The sequence below is a fragment of the Chromobacterium subtsugae genome, from assembly GCF_001676875.1.
Lineage (GTDB): Bacteria > Pseudomonadota > Gammaproteobacteria > Burkholderiales > Chromobacteriaceae > Chromobacterium > Chromobacterium subtsugae.
Map to the genome: position 1 here is coordinate 1 of NZ_JYKA01000023.1, position 15,766 is coordinate 15,766.

Annotated in this window: 16 protein-coding genes and 1 pseudogene; 10 read left to right on the forward strand and 7 right to left on the reverse strand. The window is 64.9% G+C overall.

The genetic code is table 11. The features are described from left to right. From MY55_RS19720 to MY55_RS19730, 3 genes and pseudogenes are all read right to left on the reverse strand, one after another. A pseudogene (locus MY55_RS19720) lies at window positions 1–900 on the reverse strand (hypothetical protein); the annotation flags it as partial. After that, entirely contained in the window at window positions 897–1,325 is a 429-nt protein-coding gene (locus MY55_RS19725; RefSeq protein ID WP_043575880.1) for a DNA polymerase III subunit chi, read from the reverse strand. The pseudogene MY55_RS19720 and the gene MY55_RS19725, both read right to left, overlap by 4 nt. Next, complete coding sequence (locus tag MY55_RS19730) at window positions 1,312–2,877, reverse strand: leucyl aminopeptidase (protein ID WP_047236285.1); 1,566 nt, start codon at window positions 2,875–2,877, stop codon at window positions 1,312–1,314. Before MY55_RS19730 ends, MY55_RS19725 begins: the two co-directional genes overlap by 14 nt. 197 nt (window positions 2,878–3,074) lie before the next feature. Here MY55_RS19730 and lptF point away from each other — a divergent pair, with 197 nt between their 5' ends. From lptF to MY55_RS19760, 6 genes are all read left to right on the forward strand, one after another. Beyond that, window positions 3,075–4,175, forward strand: coding sequence for an LPS export ABC transporter permease LptF (lptF, locus tag MY55_RS19735; protein WP_047236286.1), 1,101 nt, complete (start codon window positions 3,075–3,077; stop codon window positions 4,173–4,175). Between the two features lie 12 nt (window positions 4,176–4,187). Further along, window positions 4,188–5,264, forward strand: a complete 1,077-nt coding sequence (gene lptG, locus MY55_RS19740) for an LPS export ABC transporter permease LptG (RefSeq protein WP_043575888.1) — start codon at window positions 4,188–4,190, stop codon at window positions 5,262–5,264. Window position 5,265: 1 nt separating this feature from the next. Further along, entirely contained in the window at window positions 5,266–7,836 is a 2,571-nt protein-coding gene (locus MY55_RS19745) for a [protein-PII] uridylyltransferase (protein WP_047236287.1), read from the forward strand. 65 nt (window positions 7,837–7,901) lie between these two features. Beyond that, window positions 7,902–8,468 (forward strand): GNAT family N-acetyltransferase, encoded by a 567-nt coding sequence (locus tag MY55_RS19750; RefSeq protein WP_043575890.1) that lies wholly within the window; start codon window positions 7,902–7,904, stop codon window positions 8,466–8,468. Between the two features lie 22 nt (window positions 8,469–8,490). After that, window positions 8,491–9,261 (forward strand): alpha/beta fold hydrolase, encoded by a 771-nt coding sequence (locus MY55_RS19755; RefSeq protein WP_043575895.1) that lies wholly within the window; start codon window positions 8,491–8,493, stop codon window positions 9,259–9,261. Window positions 9,262–9,362: 101 nt separating this feature from the next. Next, the gene (locus MY55_RS19760) at window positions 9,363–9,827 is read left to right on the forward strand and encodes a MaoC family dehydratase (protein ID WP_047236289.1); all 465 of its coding nucleotides are present in this window, start codon (window positions 9,363–9,365) and stop codon (window positions 9,825–9,827) included. A 31-nt stretch (window positions 9,828–9,858) separates the two neighbouring features. Here MY55_RS19760 and MY55_RS19765 read toward each other — a convergent pair whose 3' ends face one another. Further along, entirely contained in the window at window positions 9,859–10,809 is a 951-nt protein-coding gene (locus MY55_RS19765) for a GMP reductase (protein WP_043575898.1), read from the reverse strand. 179 nt (window positions 10,810–10,988) lie between these two features. Next, window positions 10,989–11,636, reverse strand: a complete 648-nt coding sequence (locus tag MY55_RS19770) for a ParA family protein (RefSeq protein ID WP_043575903.1) — start codon at window positions 11,634–11,636, stop codon at window positions 10,989–10,991. Window positions 11,637–11,783: 147 nt separating this feature from the next. Between MY55_RS19770 and MY55_RS19775 the strand changes: the two genes are divergently transcribed. Next, window positions 11,784–12,443, forward strand: coding sequence for an HAD family hydrolase (locus tag MY55_RS19775; RefSeq protein ID WP_043575906.1), 660 nt, complete (start codon window positions 11,784–11,786; stop codon window positions 12,441–12,443). Window positions 12,444–12,447: 4 nt separating this feature from the next. Here MY55_RS19775 and MY55_RS19780 read toward each other — a convergent pair whose 3' ends face one another. Both MY55_RS19780 and MY55_RS19785 read right to left on the reverse strand, forming a co-directional pair. Continuing rightward, window positions 12,448–13,380 carry an exopolyphosphatase gene (locus tag MY55_RS19780; RefSeq protein WP_043575909.1) on the reverse strand — a complete coding sequence of 311 codons (933 nt, stop codon included), beginning with the start codon at window positions 13,378–13,380 and terminating at the stop codon, window positions 12,448–12,450. Between the two features lie 30 nt (window positions 13,381–13,410). Next, window positions 13,411–13,998 carry an IMPACT family protein gene (locus MY55_RS19785; RefSeq protein ID WP_043575912.1) on the reverse strand — a complete coding sequence of 196 codons (588 nt, stop codon included), beginning with the start codon at window positions 13,996–13,998 and terminating at the stop codon, window positions 13,411–13,413. 109 nt (window positions 13,999–14,107) lie between these two features. Between MY55_RS19785 and MY55_RS24495 the strand changes: the two genes are divergently transcribed. From MY55_RS24495 to MY55_RS19795, 3 genes are all read left to right on the forward strand, one after another. After that, entirely contained in the window at window positions 14,108–14,236 is a 129-nt protein-coding gene (locus MY55_RS24495; RefSeq protein ID WP_255361868.1) for a hypothetical protein, read from the forward strand. A 98-nt stretch (window positions 14,237–14,334) separates the two neighbouring features. Next, window positions 14,335–14,760: an NfeD family protein gene (locus tag MY55_RS19790; RefSeq protein WP_047257570.1), complete on the forward strand. Its 426-nt coding sequence runs from the start codon at window positions 14,335–14,337 to the stop codon at window positions 14,758–14,760. Window positions 14,761–14,767: 7 nt separating this feature from the next. After that, window positions 14,768–15,718: an SPFH domain-containing protein gene (locus MY55_RS19795; RefSeq protein ID WP_047236291.1), complete on the forward strand. Its 951-nt coding sequence runs from the start codon at window positions 14,768–14,770 to the stop codon at window positions 15,716–15,718. Window positions 15,719–15,766: the final 48 nt, after the last annotated feature.

Consider the following 15,766-nt stretch of genomic DNA (forward strand, 5'->3'; position numbering starts at 1 on the left):
AGCGGCAGGCAGTTCTTCCGGCATCGGCGCTTCCGGCTCGGCAATGGCTTCGCTCAATTCCGGCGCAGTCGCTTGCCCGGCATCTTGCATGGCCCGCTCATCCGCCAGAACGCGTTCGGCCTCCTGCAGCACCTGCTCCTGGGAGGCCGGCGGGATTTCCGGTTTGGGCAGGGAGGACAGCCATTCCAGGCCGGTTTCCGCCGGCGCCGGCTCGCGGCCCACGCCGCCGCCCAGCACCCCGCTTGGCAGGCTGTCTATCGATATCGAAGTAAATGCGGGCGGCTCCGCGATTGGGGACGGTTCCGAGTGGGGCGCGGCTTCGCCGCTCTCCTCCGGCGTCGCCATATCCAGCGCCATCGGCTCCGCTAATGCGGATTCCGCCGCTTGTGAAGATGCCGCCACCACGTCTTCCCAGCTCAGCTCCGGTTCCGCCGAGGCTGTGCTTGCGCTGGCCGCTTCCGCAGCCTTCGCCTCGACAGGCTCGGACGGCGTCAAATCTTCGGCGGCCGGCGCGGCAGACGGCAGCTGCGCGTCGCGGGGCTCCAGCACGAAGCCCAGCCCATCGGCCGACTCGTCCGCGCCGTCGGCATCGCTCAACTCCAGCGAAGGCAGGTTGCTGAAGTCCAGCCCGCCCAGAGAGGCGGACTCGTCGGCCGCGGGGGCGTCATCGGCCAGCAGATCGGCCAGCGACAGCTCTGGGATTTCCAGTTCGGCCTCGCCATCCAGCTCGGCGGCAAGCACATCCAGCTCGGAAGAGAAGTCGAACTCGGGAACCTCCGCCGCGACGGCCGGCGCCTCTTCCGCCAGAACCGGCACCGCCGGCTCCTCCACCACATCGGTCAAAACCGGCAGGTTGAGACCGTTCCAGTCTGCGTCATTGGCCTTCGGCGACTCAGTCATGATGACGTTTGGCTCATGTCGTGATGTTGGACTTCGCAGCCATGCTCACGGTAGGCACGGAAGCGCTCGCGGGCGGTCGCCAGCGAGGCCGGATCCCGCCCTACTATCTCAAGAATGCGCTCGAAGCGTTCGATTGCATAGGGCAGCTGCGGCCCCAGGTTCAGCAGTACCGGATGCGCCAGATCGTCGGGCAGGCGGGCCGTCAGCCAGACCGGAGTCTGGCCCGCCTCCGGCGCTTCCAGCCGGCAATGCGGCACGAAGCGGGTATCGCCGAAACTCCACAAGCGGTTGCTGAACACCTCGACTTCGCGTTCGCTGTCCAGCCAGATCAGCAACCGCTCCTGCTTGCGCTGCACGGTATCGGCCAATCTGCAGGCAAAAGCCTGCGGATCGGCGACATTGGTGTAAAAATCAATCCTGGTCATCTTCTGCCACTTCAGGCGTCTCACGACGCGGGCGGCCCCTGCGCACCACATTGCCCAGCGCGATGTCGGCGCGGTCCTGCAGGAACTGCACCAGGAGCGGCACCGGGCGCGCGGTGGCGCCCTTTTCCTTGCCGCCCTTCCAGGCGGTGCCGGCGATGTCCAAGTGCGCCCAATCGTAAGCCTTGGCGAAACGCGACAGGAAGCAGGCCGCGGTGACGCTGCCGCCCGGACGACCGCCGATATTGGCCATATCGGCGAACGGGCTCTTCAGCAGCTCCTGGTATTCGTCCCACAGCGGCATGTGCCAGGCGCGGTCTGCCACTTCTTCGCCGGCGGCCAATAGCTCGCGCGCCAGGCTGTCCTGGTTGCTGTAGAGGCCGGTGGCGATATGGCCCAGCGCGATCACGCAGGCGCCGGTGAGGGTGGCGACGTCGATCACGGTGGCCGGGCCGAAACGCTCGGCGTAGGTCAGCGCGTCGCACAGGATCAGGCGGCCTTCGGCGTCGGTGTTCAGCACTTCGATGGTCTGGCCGGACATCGAGGTGATGATGTCGCCAGGCTTCACCGCGTTGCCGTTGGGCATGTTCTCGCAGGCCGGCACGATGGCCACCAGGTTCAGCGGCAGGTTCATTTCCACCGCGGCGCGGAAGGCGCCCAGCACGGTGGCGGCGCCGCACATGTCGTACTTCATTTCATCCATGCCCTCGCCCGGCTTCAGCGAAATGCCGCCGGAGTCGAAGGTGATGCCCTTGCCCACCAGCACGATGGGCTTGTCGTTCTTGTCCTTGGCGCCCTGGTGCTTGAGCACGATCAGGCGGGCCTCTTCAGAGCTGCCCTTGGCTACCGACAGGAAGGAATGCATGCCGAGTTCGGCGATTTCCTTCGGCCCCAGCACCTCGGCCGCGGCGCCGAAAGCTTCGGCCATTTTCAGCGCTTCGCCGCCCAGATAGGCCGGCGTGCAAACATTGGGCGGCAGATTGCCCAGGTCCTTGGCCAACCGCATGCCGCTGCCGATGGCCAGGCCGCGCTGCAGGCCCTTTTCGCCGTCGGCCAGGTCGCTGCGGCGCGGCACGGCCAGCGTCAGCTTGCGCGGCTCGCGCACCGGCTCGTCGGACTTGCTCTTGAAGCGGTCGAAGCGGTACAGCACGTCCAGGGTGACCACCGCGGCCTGCTCGATCATCCACTCGACATCGTGCTTCTTCACCGTGAGTTCGGACAGGTAGCTGACGGCTTCGCCGGCGGAAGTCTGGGTCAGCGCCTTGATCGAGGCGCGCACCGCCTCGCGGTATTCCTTGGCGCGGAATTCGCGTTCCTTGCCCAGGCCGACCAGCATCACGCGGTCGCACAGCGTGTGCGGCACCGAATGCAGCACCAGCGTGCTGCCCAGCTTGCCCTCCATGTCGCCGTGGCGAATCACGTCGCTGATGAAGCCGTTGGAGATGCGATCGAGCAGATCGGCGGCAAAGGTCAGCTTGCGGGATTCGTATACGCCGACTATCACGCAGGCGACGCGCTGCTTCTCCGGGCTGCCGCTTTTTATGTTAAATTCCATAGGTACTCCGCTTGTAGAACGAGTGTCGGTTGCTCCACCTCATGACGGCCGTCTAAGCTCGGGAAAGACGGGCGCGCTTACCGCCGGTGAACGCAAGATTGTTGTAATGGTCCAAATTTGCCAAAAACGGCGCTTCAGAATTGTCTCATCGAATTATCACAATGCTTTTCACAAAAAGTCAAAAAGGCACTGAATAAATGGTTTTTCAAAAAAGCCTGACACGCGAATTGACTTTGACCGCCCTGGGCGTTTTCGTCGTGTTGCTGGCCATCATCGTCTCCACCCAAGCCATCAACCTGCTGGGCCGCGCCGCCGAAGGCCAGATCGCCAACGAGGCGGTGACCGCGCTGATCGGCTTCTGGACGCTGGGCTTTTTCCCGGTACTGATGATTCTCACCGTCTTCGTCAGCGTGCTGGTGGTGCTCACCCGCAGCTGGCGCGACCACGAAATGGTGGTGTGGCTGTCCTCCGGCCTGTCGCTGCGCGACTGGATCTGGCCCATCATGCGCTTCGCCCTGCCCTTGGCGATATTGATCGCCGGCGTCACCCTGTTCGTCGGGCCGTGGGCCGACCAGCGCAGCCAGGACTACGCGGAAATCATCAAACGCCGCGAGGAGATCTCCGCCATTTCCCCGGGCGTGTTCAAGGAATCGGCGTCGTCGACCAAGGTTTACTTCATTGAAAATTATTCCGGCCTGCACAGCGCCGCCACCAATATTTTCATGCAAGACATGACCGACGGCAAAGTCAGCACCATTTTCGCCAAGCATGGCTATATTTCGACCAAACCCGACGGCGAACGGGTATTGGTGCTGGAAGACGGCCAGCGTTATGTCGGCGAACCGGGCAAAGCCGATTATCAAGTCGGCGAATTCAAACGCTATACGGCCAGCATAGGCGAAGGCCAGGCGATCAACAGCCCGGCCAGCAACCGCCAATCCATCCCCACCAGCCAATTGCTGGGCAGCGGCAACCCCGAGTACAAGGCCGAGCTGGCCTGGCGGCTATCCATGCCGATCAGCTGCATCATCCTGGCGCTGCTGGCGCTGCCGCTGTCCTACTACAATCCGCGCAGCGGCCATACCTACAACCTGCTGTTCGCGCTGTTGGCGTTCTTCGTCTATCAGAACGGCCTCACCGTCGCGCGCAACTGGATCACGCAAGGCAAAACCGGCGTGTGGGCGGTGGCGGTGGTCCACATCCTGATGCTGCTGCTGGCGTTGGCTCTGCTCAAGCACCGCAACCGGCCGCAGATTCCGTTCGGCCAGTCGCTGGCGCAGATGCTCGGTAAAAACTGACAGACCTTTCCGATGAAACTCATTCACCGCTACATCGTCAGCACGCTGACCCAGTCCACCCTGTTCACCCTGCTGGCCCTGCTGGGCCTGTATGGCTTTTTCGACCTGCTGGGCGAAGTGCCCGCGCTGGGCACCGGCAATTACACCGCCGGCGTGATGGCGGGCTACGTGGCGCTGTTGATGCCGGGCCACGCCTACGAACTGATGCCGCTGGCGGTGCTGATCGGCGGCATGGTGGCGATGACCCAGCTGGCCAGTTCCAGCGAATACACGGTCATCCGCACCTCAGGCGTCACCCTGCGGCAGATTGCCGCCACGCTGCTCAAATTCGGGCTGGGCTTCGCCGTCCTCACCATCCTGCTGGGGGAATTTCTCTCCCCGTGGGCGATGCAGGAGGCGGAACGGATGAAATTGTCGGCCACCCACTCGATGGTGGCGCAGGAGTTTCGCTCCGGCATCTGGGTGAAGGACAACCAGAACTTCATCAACGTGCATGAAATGCTGCCGGACAACACCCTGCTCGGCGTGCGCATCTACACCTACGACCAGAATTTCAAACTGGTGCGCACCCGGCTGGCCGAGAAAGGCACCTTCCTGAAGAACGAGCGCAGCTGGCAGCTGGAGAACGTCAAGGAAACCGAAATCGCGCGCGACCACACCGCCAGCAGCACCTACCCGCTGCTGAAGTGGAAATCCATCGTCGAGCCGGAAATCCTGTCCGTGCTGCTGGTAGTGCCGGAGCAAATGTCGGCGCTCAATCTGCTCACTTACATCGAGCACCTGAAAAAGAACAAGCAGCAGACACAACGCTACGAAATCGCGCTGTGGAGCAAACTGTTCTATCCGCTGGCCTGCATTTCGATGGCGCTGGTGGCGCTGGCCTTCACCCCGCAGCAGCGCCGCCACGGCCAGCTGGGCATCAAGCTGTTCGCCGGCATCTGCCTGGGCGTCAGCTTCCACTTCGTCAATCGCCTGTTCGGCCACCTGGGCCTCCTGTACGACTGGAACGCCATCCTGTCGGCCACCTTGCCGACGCTGAGCTTCCTGCTGGCCGGCATCGCCATCATCGTCAAACAGGAAAGGCGCTGACATGGCGCTTGCGGCCGCTCCCCTCCAGCACTGGCGGCAGACGCTGGCCGACAAGCGACAGCAACTGGCCGAACGCTACCGCGCCGAGCGCAATCCGCAGGCCTATCTGCGGCATTACAGCCAGGCGGTGGATGAAGTGCTGGCCGAACTGTGGCGCGAACAGGGCCTGGACGAATCCGCCAGCCTGATCGCGGTGGGCGGCTACGGCCGCGGCCAGCTGTTTCCCGGCTCGGACGTCGACATTCTGATCCTGCTGCCCGAGCCCACCCCGGCGGAAACCGCCGACAAGGCCAGCCGGTTCATCGCGCTGATGTGGGACATCGGCCTGGAGATCGGCCACAGCGCGCGCACGCCGGGAGAATGCCTGCGCGAGGCCGCCGCCGACATCACCGTGGAAACCAATCTGCTGGAGAACCGGCTGGTGGCGGGCCCGGCCGAGCCGTGGCGCGCCTTGATGGCGCGGCTGGAGGCGCAGCGCGACCCGCTGGCCTTCTTCGAAGGCAAGACGCTGGAGCAGCAGCAGCGCCACACCCGCCACTTCGGCGTCAGCAACAATCTGGAGCCCAACCTGAAGGAAAGCCCGGGCGGCCTGCGCGACCTGCACACCATACTGTGGATCAGCAAGGCGACCGGGCTGGGCGACAACTGGGACGCGCTGGTGCGGCGCGGCATCCTCACCCTGGCAGAAGCCAGGCTGATCAAGCACAGCGAAGACCAGCTGCTGAAGCTGCGCATCGATTTGCACCTGTTGGCGCGCCGCCGCGAAGACCGGCTGATCTTCGACCTGCAGCAACAGGTGGCGCTGGCCTGGGGCCTGGCTGACACGCCGGCCAAGCGCGCCAGCGAGCAGCTGATGCAGCTCTACTTCCGCGCCGCCAAGACAGTGAACCAGCTCAACGGCATCCTGCTGCCCAATCTGCGCGGCCGCATCTACTGCCAGGTGCCGCGCGTCACCCAGCACATCAACGACTACTTCCACTCGGTCAACGGCATGCTGGGCATCCGCGAGGCCAATGTCTTCGACAAGCATCCGCAGGCGATACTGGAAGCCTTCCTCACGCTGCAGCGCCATCCGGAACTGTCGGGCTTCGCGCCGCGCATGCTGCGCGCGCTGTGGCACGCGCGCAGCCAGATCAACGAACGTTTCCGCCAGGACGCGCGCAACCGCCAGACCTTCATGCAGATCTTCCGCGAGCCCGCCGGCCTTACCCGCACGCTCAGGCGCATGAATCTGTACGGCATCCTGGGACAATACCTGCCCAACTTCGGCCAGATCGTCGGCCAGATGCAGCACGACCTGTTCCACGTCTACACCGTGGACGAACACATCCTGATGGTGGTGCGCAATCTGCGCCGCTTCGCCATCAGCGCCTACAACCACGAGTACCCGTTCCTGTCGCGGCTGATCGGCGATTTCGAGCAGCCGGAAGTCCTGTACCTGGCCGGACTGTTCCACGACATCGCCAAGGGCCGCGGCGGCGACCATTCGCAGTTGGGCATGGCCGACGCCGAAACCTTCTGCCGCCAGCACGGCCTGTCGGAGGAAAACAGCCGGCTGGTGAGCTGGCTGGTCGGCCAGCACCTCACCATGTCCAGCATCGCGCAGAAACAGGACATCTACGACCCGGAAACCGTGCAGCGCTTCGCCGACCTGGTGGAAACGCCGCGCCGGCTGGCCGCGCTCTACCTGCTGACGGTGGCCGACATCCGCGGCACCAGCCCCAAGGTGTGGAACGCCTGGAAGGCCAAGTTGCTGGAGGACCTGTACCACGCCACCTACCGGGTGCTGTCGCGCGGCGGCGGCATGGACATCAATTCCGAACTGGAAGCCCGCAAAAACCAGGCGCGCGCGCAATTGCGGCTGCACGCGATCCCCGACGGCGCCGAGGCCGGCCTGTGGGCGCAGCTGGACACCGTCTACTTCCTGCGCCACGAGGCCAAGGAAATCGCCTGGCACGCCCGCGCGCTCAACCGCCAGCTGGCGCCGGCCCAACCCATGGTGCGGGCGCGGCTGGCCGACGACCACGAAGGCATCCAGGTGCTGATCTACTCGCCAGACAAGCCCGAGCTGTTCGCCCGCGCCTGCGCCTTCTTCGGCCGCACCAACTACAGCATCGCCGACGCCAAGGTCTACACCACCCGCCACGGCTACGCGCTGGACACCTTTCATGTCTTCGTCCCCGAGCATCACGACGGCGACTACCGCGACATGATCAACTTCATCGAATTCGAGCTGGCCGCCAGCCTGGCGGAGGACAAGCCGCTGCAGCTGCCGCCGCCGGGCCGCATCAGCCGCCACCTCAAGCATTTCCCCATCACGCCGCAGGTATCGATGCGGCCCGACGACCGGGACAGCGCCTTCGTGCTGTCCATCGTCGCCGGCGACCGGCCGGGCCTGCTGGCCCGCATCGCCAAGGTGCTGGCCGACTACCGGCTGGACGTGCAGTCGGCCAAGATCATGACCCTGGGCAGCCGCGCCGAGGACTCCTTCCTGATCCGCGGCGCGGCGCTGAAGGACGACAAGACCGCGCTGGCGCTGGAAACCGCGCTGATCGCCGCGCTGCGCGTCTGAATTTCGAATTGTAATATTTCATGCCGTGACGTTAATATTGCATCGCACAATGCAAGGAGCATGGCATGGACGATATTCTGCGCGACATCCCCGACCAGATCGAAAGCGAACGCCTGATTCTGCGCAGCCCGCAGCCGGGCGACGGCCCCATCGTATATTCCGCAGTCTGCGCCTCGCTGGAAGCGCTGCGCGCTTTCCCGGCCTCCATGCCCTGGGCGCTGGAAGAGCCGTCGGTCGATATCTCGGAAACCTTCTGCCGCCAAAGCCGCGTCGATTACCTCTCCCGCAAAACCCTGACCATGCTGCTGTTTTTGAAGGATGGCGGCCACTTCGTCGGCGCCAGCGGACTGCATGACATCAACTGGAAACACCGGCGGGCGGAGATCGGCTTCTGGGTCCACCGCGACTGGCAGGGCCAGGGCCTGGTCAGCGAAGCCGCCCGCGCCATCTGCGCATTCGCGCGGCAGGAACTGGGCCTGCGCCGCATCGCCTGCCTGGCCGATGAGCAAAACGTGGCCAGCCGCCGCGTGGCGGAACGCGCCGGCTTCACGCTGGAGGGCATCATGCGCCAGGAGCGCATCGCGCCGGACGGCAGCCTGCGCAACACCACCCTGTACGCGCTGACCAACTGAACACGCCGAAACCGGAGCCGACATGCAAAACTTCAAGCTGGCCCAGCCCGACGCGGTGCTGCGCTACCACGACCTTCCCGGCCACGGCGCGCCGCTGCTGATGCTGCACGGCCTCGGCTGCGCCTCGTCGTTCGACTACCCGCGCCTCCTGGCCGAACCGGCCCTCGCCGGCCGCCGCGCGTTGCTGGTGGACCTGCTGGGCTTCGGCTTCAGCGACAAGCCCGACGACTTCCGCTACGACACCGGCTCGCAGGCCCTGGCGCTCAGCCAATGGCTGGAGCGGCTGGATCTGCCCGCCGTCGACCTGTTCGGCCACAGCATGGGCGGCAGCGTCGCCATCGAGCTGGCCACGCTACAGCCTGGCCGCGTGCGGCGGCTCATCGCCGCCGAGCCCAATCTGGACAGCGGCGGCGGCAGTTTCAGCCGCGCGCTGGCGGCCTGGGACGAGCGGGATTACATCGAACGCGGGCACGCCGAGATCATAGCCGCCTGCCGCGGCGACAATCCCGCCTGGGCCGGCAGCATGGCGGCCGCTTCGCCGCTGGCCGCGCACCGCGCCGCCGCCGAACTGGTCAAGGGCCGCCCGGTCGGCTGGCGCGAGCAATTGCTGGCGCTGACCATGCCGCGCTGCCTGATCTTCGGCGCAAAATCGCTGCCGGACCCGGACACCGAATGGCTGCCGCGGCACGGCGTCGCCATCCGCATCGTCGCCGACGCCGGCCATTCGCTGGCCTGGGACAATCCGGCGGGCCTGGCCGCCGCCATCGCCGGCGCGCTGGCGGACCCAGACTGACGATCCCGCGCCAATGCCGCCCGTGACTGTCTTGACTTTGACCAATGTCGATGCCGGCGTTATGCTTCGAGGCTTAGCATTACGTTAACGTAAGTTCAGACATGATTTACTTTGAAGACCTGCAGCCCGGCCAACGCTTCCTCAGCCCGACCCACACGCTGAGCGAGGCGGAAATCATCGCCTTCGCCCGCCAGTTCGATCCCCAGCCTTTCCACATCGACCCGGCTGCGGCGAAAGACTCCTTCTTCAACGGGCTGGCCGCCAGCGGCTGGCACACCAGCAGCCTCTCCATGCGGCTGGTGGAAGGATCGGCGCTGGGCCAGGCAGCCAACGGCCTGATCGGCATGCAGATCGACCAGATGCGCTGGCCGCAGCCGACCCGGCCCGGCGACACGCTGCAGGTGGAAGTGGAAGTGCTGGATAAGCGCCGCTCCGGCAGCCAGCCCGGCTTCGGCGTGGTTAAGGTGCGCTGGCAAACCCGCAACCAACGCGGCGAAACCGCCATGCAGCTGGAGTGCGCGATCTGGCTGCAATGCCGCGACAGCCAGGTGCCGACCGCCGACTGAGAGACAGGCCGGCCGGCGTCTGGCCGCCGGCTCAGCGGTGGACCTGGATCATCTCCACATCGCGCAGCGCGGCCAGGGTGCGGCCGCCGGCGTAGCTGATCGACGATTGCAGGTCTTCCTGCAACTCGCGCAGCAGCTTGGGAATGCTGCCCTTGTACTCCACCAGAATCTTCTTGCCTTCCACGTTGACGTAGGCGCCTTTGTTGAACTGCGAGGCGCTGCCGAAGTATTCCTTGTAGTGCTTGCCGCCGATTTCCACGATTTCGCCGGCCGACTCGTCGTAGCCGGCGAACAGCGAGCCGGCCATGATCATGGCGGCGCCGCACACGATGGCCTTGGCCATGTCGCCATGCTCGACGATGCCGCCGTCGGCGATCACCGGCACGCTCACCGCGCCGACACAGTCGCGCACCGTGGAAATCATCGGGCGGTGGAAGCCGGTCTTGTTCTTGGTGATGCAGACGCGGCCGCCGGCGATGCCGGCCTTGATCGCGTCGCAGCCCCAGGCTTCGAGGTCGCGCGCGGCGGCGGCGGTGGCGACGTTGCCGCCGATCAGGAAGGTGGCGGGGAAGTGCCGCTTGATGTGCTTGATCATGCGCTCGGCCTTCACGCACCAGGCGTTGGCGATGTCAAGCGTCATGTATTCCGGCGACAAGCCGGCGGCTTGCAGCGCGGCCAGTTGCTCGTAGGTGTCGTCGTTGACGCCGACGCTGATGGAGGCGAACAGGCCCTTGCCCTGCATGTCGGCGGTGAAAGCCACCGCGTCCACATTGAAGCGGTGCATGGTGTAGAACCAGCCCTGGCGGGCGAAGAACTCGCAGGTTTCGGCCGACACCACCGACTTCATGTTCGACGGGTAAATCGGCATGGCGAAACGGCGCGGGCCGAATTGCACGCCGGTGTCGCACTCCTTGCGGCTGTCGACAACGGTTTTCTTCGGCACCAGGTATACGTCGCCGTAGTTGAGTTCGGTCTGGATCATGCGTGTGCTCCCAAAGACAGGTATGGATGAAAAAACAGGGGCCCCAAACAAAGACGGGAGCCCGATGGGCTCCCATTTGCACTGACCCCTGCGACGCCTGTTTCGGCTCGCACGCAGTTACGAAACAAAGCTACGCCGCTTGGCGGCGGCCGTCAAGTGTTTCGAAGTAAAAATATTTCCTACTTGTCGCACCAGGCGCTCGGATCTTCGCCCAGCCAGCGCAGGATAGGCAGCCAGGCCTCGCGGTCGCGCAGGGTGCGCGAGGCCGGCAAGTCGAACAGCGACATTCCCTCCGCCGCCGCCTGCACGTACAGCTGGGTGTCGCGCAGCCAGCTGAGCACCGGCACGTCGTGGCGAGCCAGGAACTGCTCCAGTTCGCGCGCTGAGCGGGTGCGCGGATCCACCCGCATGCCCACCACCGCCATATAGGCCTTGTTCTTGCGGATGGCCTTTTCCTCCAGCATCTGCTCGAAGAAAGCCTCGCTGGCCCACATGTCGAATGGCGAGGGCTGAATCGGGACGATCACGTGGCCCACCTGCGACAGCAGCGAGGTGAGCTTCTTGCCGTGCAGGCTGGCCGGACTGTCCAGCACCACCACTTCGGTGCCCTTGGGCGGACGCTTGGGCTCGTTGGGCGCCACTTCCCAGCCGGCGATGCCCGGCAGACCGGCGCCGCGCTGCGCCAGCCAATGCAGCGAAGTCTGCTGGCGGTCTACGTCTCCCAGCATCACCTTCTTGCCGCTGGCGGCGAAATAAGCGGCCAGATTGGTGGCCAGCGTGGATTTGCCGCTGCCGCCCTTGGGATTGGCTATCAGTACCGACTGCACATCGTCCTCCCCTGTCTGCTGAACCCAGCCACTATACCAGAGCCATGGCGCCGGCCGCTGCCGGATGGCAAGCGCCCGCCTCGACAAGCCGGCGGCCCTGGTTGCACAATCCAGACAGAAACAGTCAATCCAAGCGGGAGAAACACGATGTCACGCAGCTTCGACGCGCTATTGTTCGACATGGACGGCTTGATGCTGGACACCGAGCGCATTTCCAACGAGACCTGGCGCCGCGCCGGCGCCGAGCTGGGAATCGAAATCAAGGAGGAAATGCTGGACGCGATGGTGGGCCTGTCCTTCAAGGATTGCGTCGATTTCGTCGCCGAATACCTGGATGACGCCGAAGCGGCGGACCGGCTGCAGCTGGGGTCGGACAAGCATTACCAGCACATCCTGCGCCACGAGCCTATCCCGCTGAAAACCGGCATTCTGGAGCTGCTGCGCTGGGCCGAGCAGCAAGGCATCCCGCGCGCGGTCGCCACCTCGACCCAGCGCTTCAAGGCCGATCTCAAACTGACCCGCAGCGGCCTGGACGCCTTTTTCGACATCACCGTCGCCGGCGACGAAGTGCCGCGCGCCAAGCCCGCGCCGGATGTCTACCACGCGGCGGCTAGCCGGCTGGGCGTGGCGCCGCAACGCTGCCTGGTGCTGGAGGATTCCCGCTTAGGCCTGCAGGCCGGCGTCGCCGCCGGCGCCCGGGTGATTCTGGTGCCGGATCTGCTCACCCCCAGCGCCGAAGACCGCGCCAGCGCGCTGGCGGTGTGCGGCGACCTGCACCAGGCGCTGGAGCTGATCCGCGCGCTGTAGCCGCTCAGCCCAGGCCGCGGATTCGGGACAGCAGCTCGTCCAGCACGTCCTCGGCCCGGTCCGACGGCACCTGGCAAGTGCCGGCCGCGTCATGGCCGCCGCCGCCGTACTGCAGCATCAACGCGCCGATATTGGTGCGCGCGCTGCGGTCCAGGATGGACTTGCCGACAGCGAACACGGTGTTTTGCCGGTTCAGCCCCCACATCACGTGGATGGAGATATTGCAGTCGGGAAACAGCGCATAGATCATGAAGCGGTTGGTCGGGTGGATGGTTTCCTCGTGCAGCAGGTTCAGCACCACCACGTTGCCGTGCACCCGGGAACAGCGCAGGATTTGCTCCTTGGCCTGGGTTTCGTGCTCGCGGTACAGCGCCACCCGCTCCATCACGTCGGGCAGCTGCAGGATTTCATCGATGCCGTGATTGCGGCAGTAGCCGATCAGATCCATCATCAGCTGAAAATTGCTGACCTTGAACTCGCGAAAACGCCCCAGCCCGGTGCGGGCGTCCATCAGGTAGTTGAGCAGCACCCAGCCCTTGGGATTGAGGATTTCCTCGGCGCTGAACTGGGCGGAGTCGGCCTTGTCCACCGCCGCCATCATCTCATCGCTGATGCCGGGAAACGTCTTCTTGCCACCGTAGTGGTTGTACACCACCCGCGCCGCCGACGGCGCCTTGGCATCGATCACGTAGTTGTCGGCGTCGGTGGCGTTGCGCAGCGTTTCCGACAGGTGGTGGTCGAACACCAGGTGGGCCTTGGCCACATACGGCAGATTGGTGGTGATGTCGTCGGCGCTGATGTCCACCTTGCCGTCCTGCATGTCCTTTGGGTGGGCGAACTTCACCTCGTTGATCAGCTTGAGCTCGTTGAGCAGCACCGCGCAGACCAGGCCATCGAAATCGCTGCGCGTCACCAGACGATATTGCTTCTGCGTCATTCCCGTTCTCCCGTTTCTCCCGCGTTGCCCTCAGCCGTCCGACAACAGCCGGATCGCGCCGGACATCCCGTCCGTCAGCCGCGCCACGCCCGCGCCGCAGGCCGCCTCGGGCAGCGCTATGGTCAGCAGCGCCTGCTCGCCATACTCCAGCGCCAGCACGGCGAACCCCAACTCCTGGCACAGCCGCCGCAGCCTGGATTCGGCCGAAAAATCCACCGCCAGCCGCAGCCGGCGCATCTTCACCACCTCGGCCAGGCTGGCCTGCTCCAGCGCGGCGTTGACAGCTTGAGTGTAGGCCCTCACCAGGCCGCCCGCACCCAGCTTGATGCCGCCGAAATAGCGCACCACCACGGCAAGCACATTGGTGATTTCCTTGTGCTGCAATACGTTATACATCGGTTTGGCGGCGGTGCCGGAAGGTTCGCCGTCGTCGTCCAGCATCGAATCCCCGGCGCACAGCAACACCGCGCAATAATGGCGCGCGTCCGGCCACTGCCGGCGGATGTCGGCCAGCGCGCTTTCGGCCTCGGCGCGGCTGGCCGCCGGCAGCAGCACGCCGATGAAGCGGCTCTTGCGGATTTCGATTTCGGCGCTGGCGCGGGCCTGCAACTGGAACATTCGCGTCTTCCTGCGGTCTGAAAGGACCGGATTGTATACCCGGGACAGGCTGTCCGCCCATTAACGGTCTAAACTGAAAGCAGAACAAGGGCTTGCAAGGAACGGCGTCATGAAAATCCTGCTGCTGTTGTGCGCGGTGGTCGCAGCCGGCCTGTGGCTGTACATCCGGAAAACCTGGCTGGAGAGCGAAGAGCGCATCCACCTGTCGCATTACCTGCCCGACCGCGACCACGTCTAGCCGTCCCGGCGTCCCCGAGCGGCCTGGCCTGGCCTGGCCGTTGTCATTTTCAAGGTTTGGCCGGACAATATCCGTCATGGCCATTCAACGGGGAAACCATGTCTCAAGCCATCACCTTCTGGTTTGCCTGCGCGCTGATCGCGCTGATCGCCGAATTCATGTCCGGCACCTTCTACCTGCTGATGATCGCGCTGGCGATGGGCGCGGGCGGGCTCGCCGCCTGGCTTGGGCTGGCTGAATTCACGCAATGGTTGATCGCCAGCGCCTGCGGCGCCGCCGGCGTGCTGCTGATCCGCCAGCGCAAACGGCGCCATCCCTCCCCGCCGCCGCCGCGCGACGACCCCGACTGGGGCCAGCAAGTCAGCATCCGCTCGCTTACCTCCCCCGGCCATGCCCGCGTCTTCTACCGCGGCGCCGAATGGGACGCCCAGCTGCTCGACGCCGGCCTGAACGCCGGCGACGCCGGCTACATCTGCGGCCGCGAAGGCAATCTGCTGAAAATCTCCTCCACACAACCGGAATAACGCCAATATGGATACCGCCCTGATCCCCCTGATACTGTTTCTGGCCGTCGTCGTCTTCATTTTCAAGTCGCTGGCGGTGGTGCCGCAGCAGAACGCCTTCATCGTCGAGCGGCTGGGCCGCTACCACGCCACGCTGGCGCCCGGCCTCAACATCATCCTGCCCTTCATCGACCGCATCGCCTACCGCCACAGCCTGAAGGAAATACCGCTGGACGTGCCCAGCCAGATTTGCATCACCCGCGACAACACCCAGTTGAAAGTCGACGGCATCCTGTATTTCCAGGTGACAGACGCCAAGCTGGCGTCCTACGGCACCAGCAACTTCATCGTCGCCATCACACAGTTGTCGCAAACCACGCTGCGTTCGGTAATAGGCAAGCTGGAGCTGGACAAAACCTTTGAAGAGCGCGACGACATCAACCGCACCGTAGTCGCCTCGCTGGACGAAGCCGCCATCAACTGGGGCGTGAAGGTGCTGCGCTACGAGATCAAGGACCTGGTGCCGCCGCAGGACATCCTGCACGCGATGCAGGCGCAGATCACCGCCGAGCGCGAAAAACGCGCCCGCATCGCCCAGTCCGAAGGCGTGAAGATGGAGCAGATCAACCTGGCCACCGGCGCGCGCGAAGCGGCGATCCAGAAGTCGCAGGGCGAGATGCAGGCCACCATCAACAACTCCGAAGGCGACAAGCAGGCCGCCATCAACAAGGCCAAGGGCGAGGCCGAAGCGCTGCGCTTGGTGGCCGACGCCACAGCCGACGCGCTCAACCGCATCGGCGGCGCGATCCAGAATGACGGCGGACTGGAGGCGGTCAATCTGAAAGTGGCCGAGCAATACATCGCCGCCTTCGGCAAATTGGCCAAGGAAAACAATACCATCATCATGCCGGGCAACGTCGCCGACGTCGGCGGCCTGGTCGCCAGCGCCCTAAGCGTCGTCAAACAAACTAACCGTTAATCTCGCGCCAGGGCCCGGCGCAGCTTGAATCTGCGCCGGCCTGCCCCC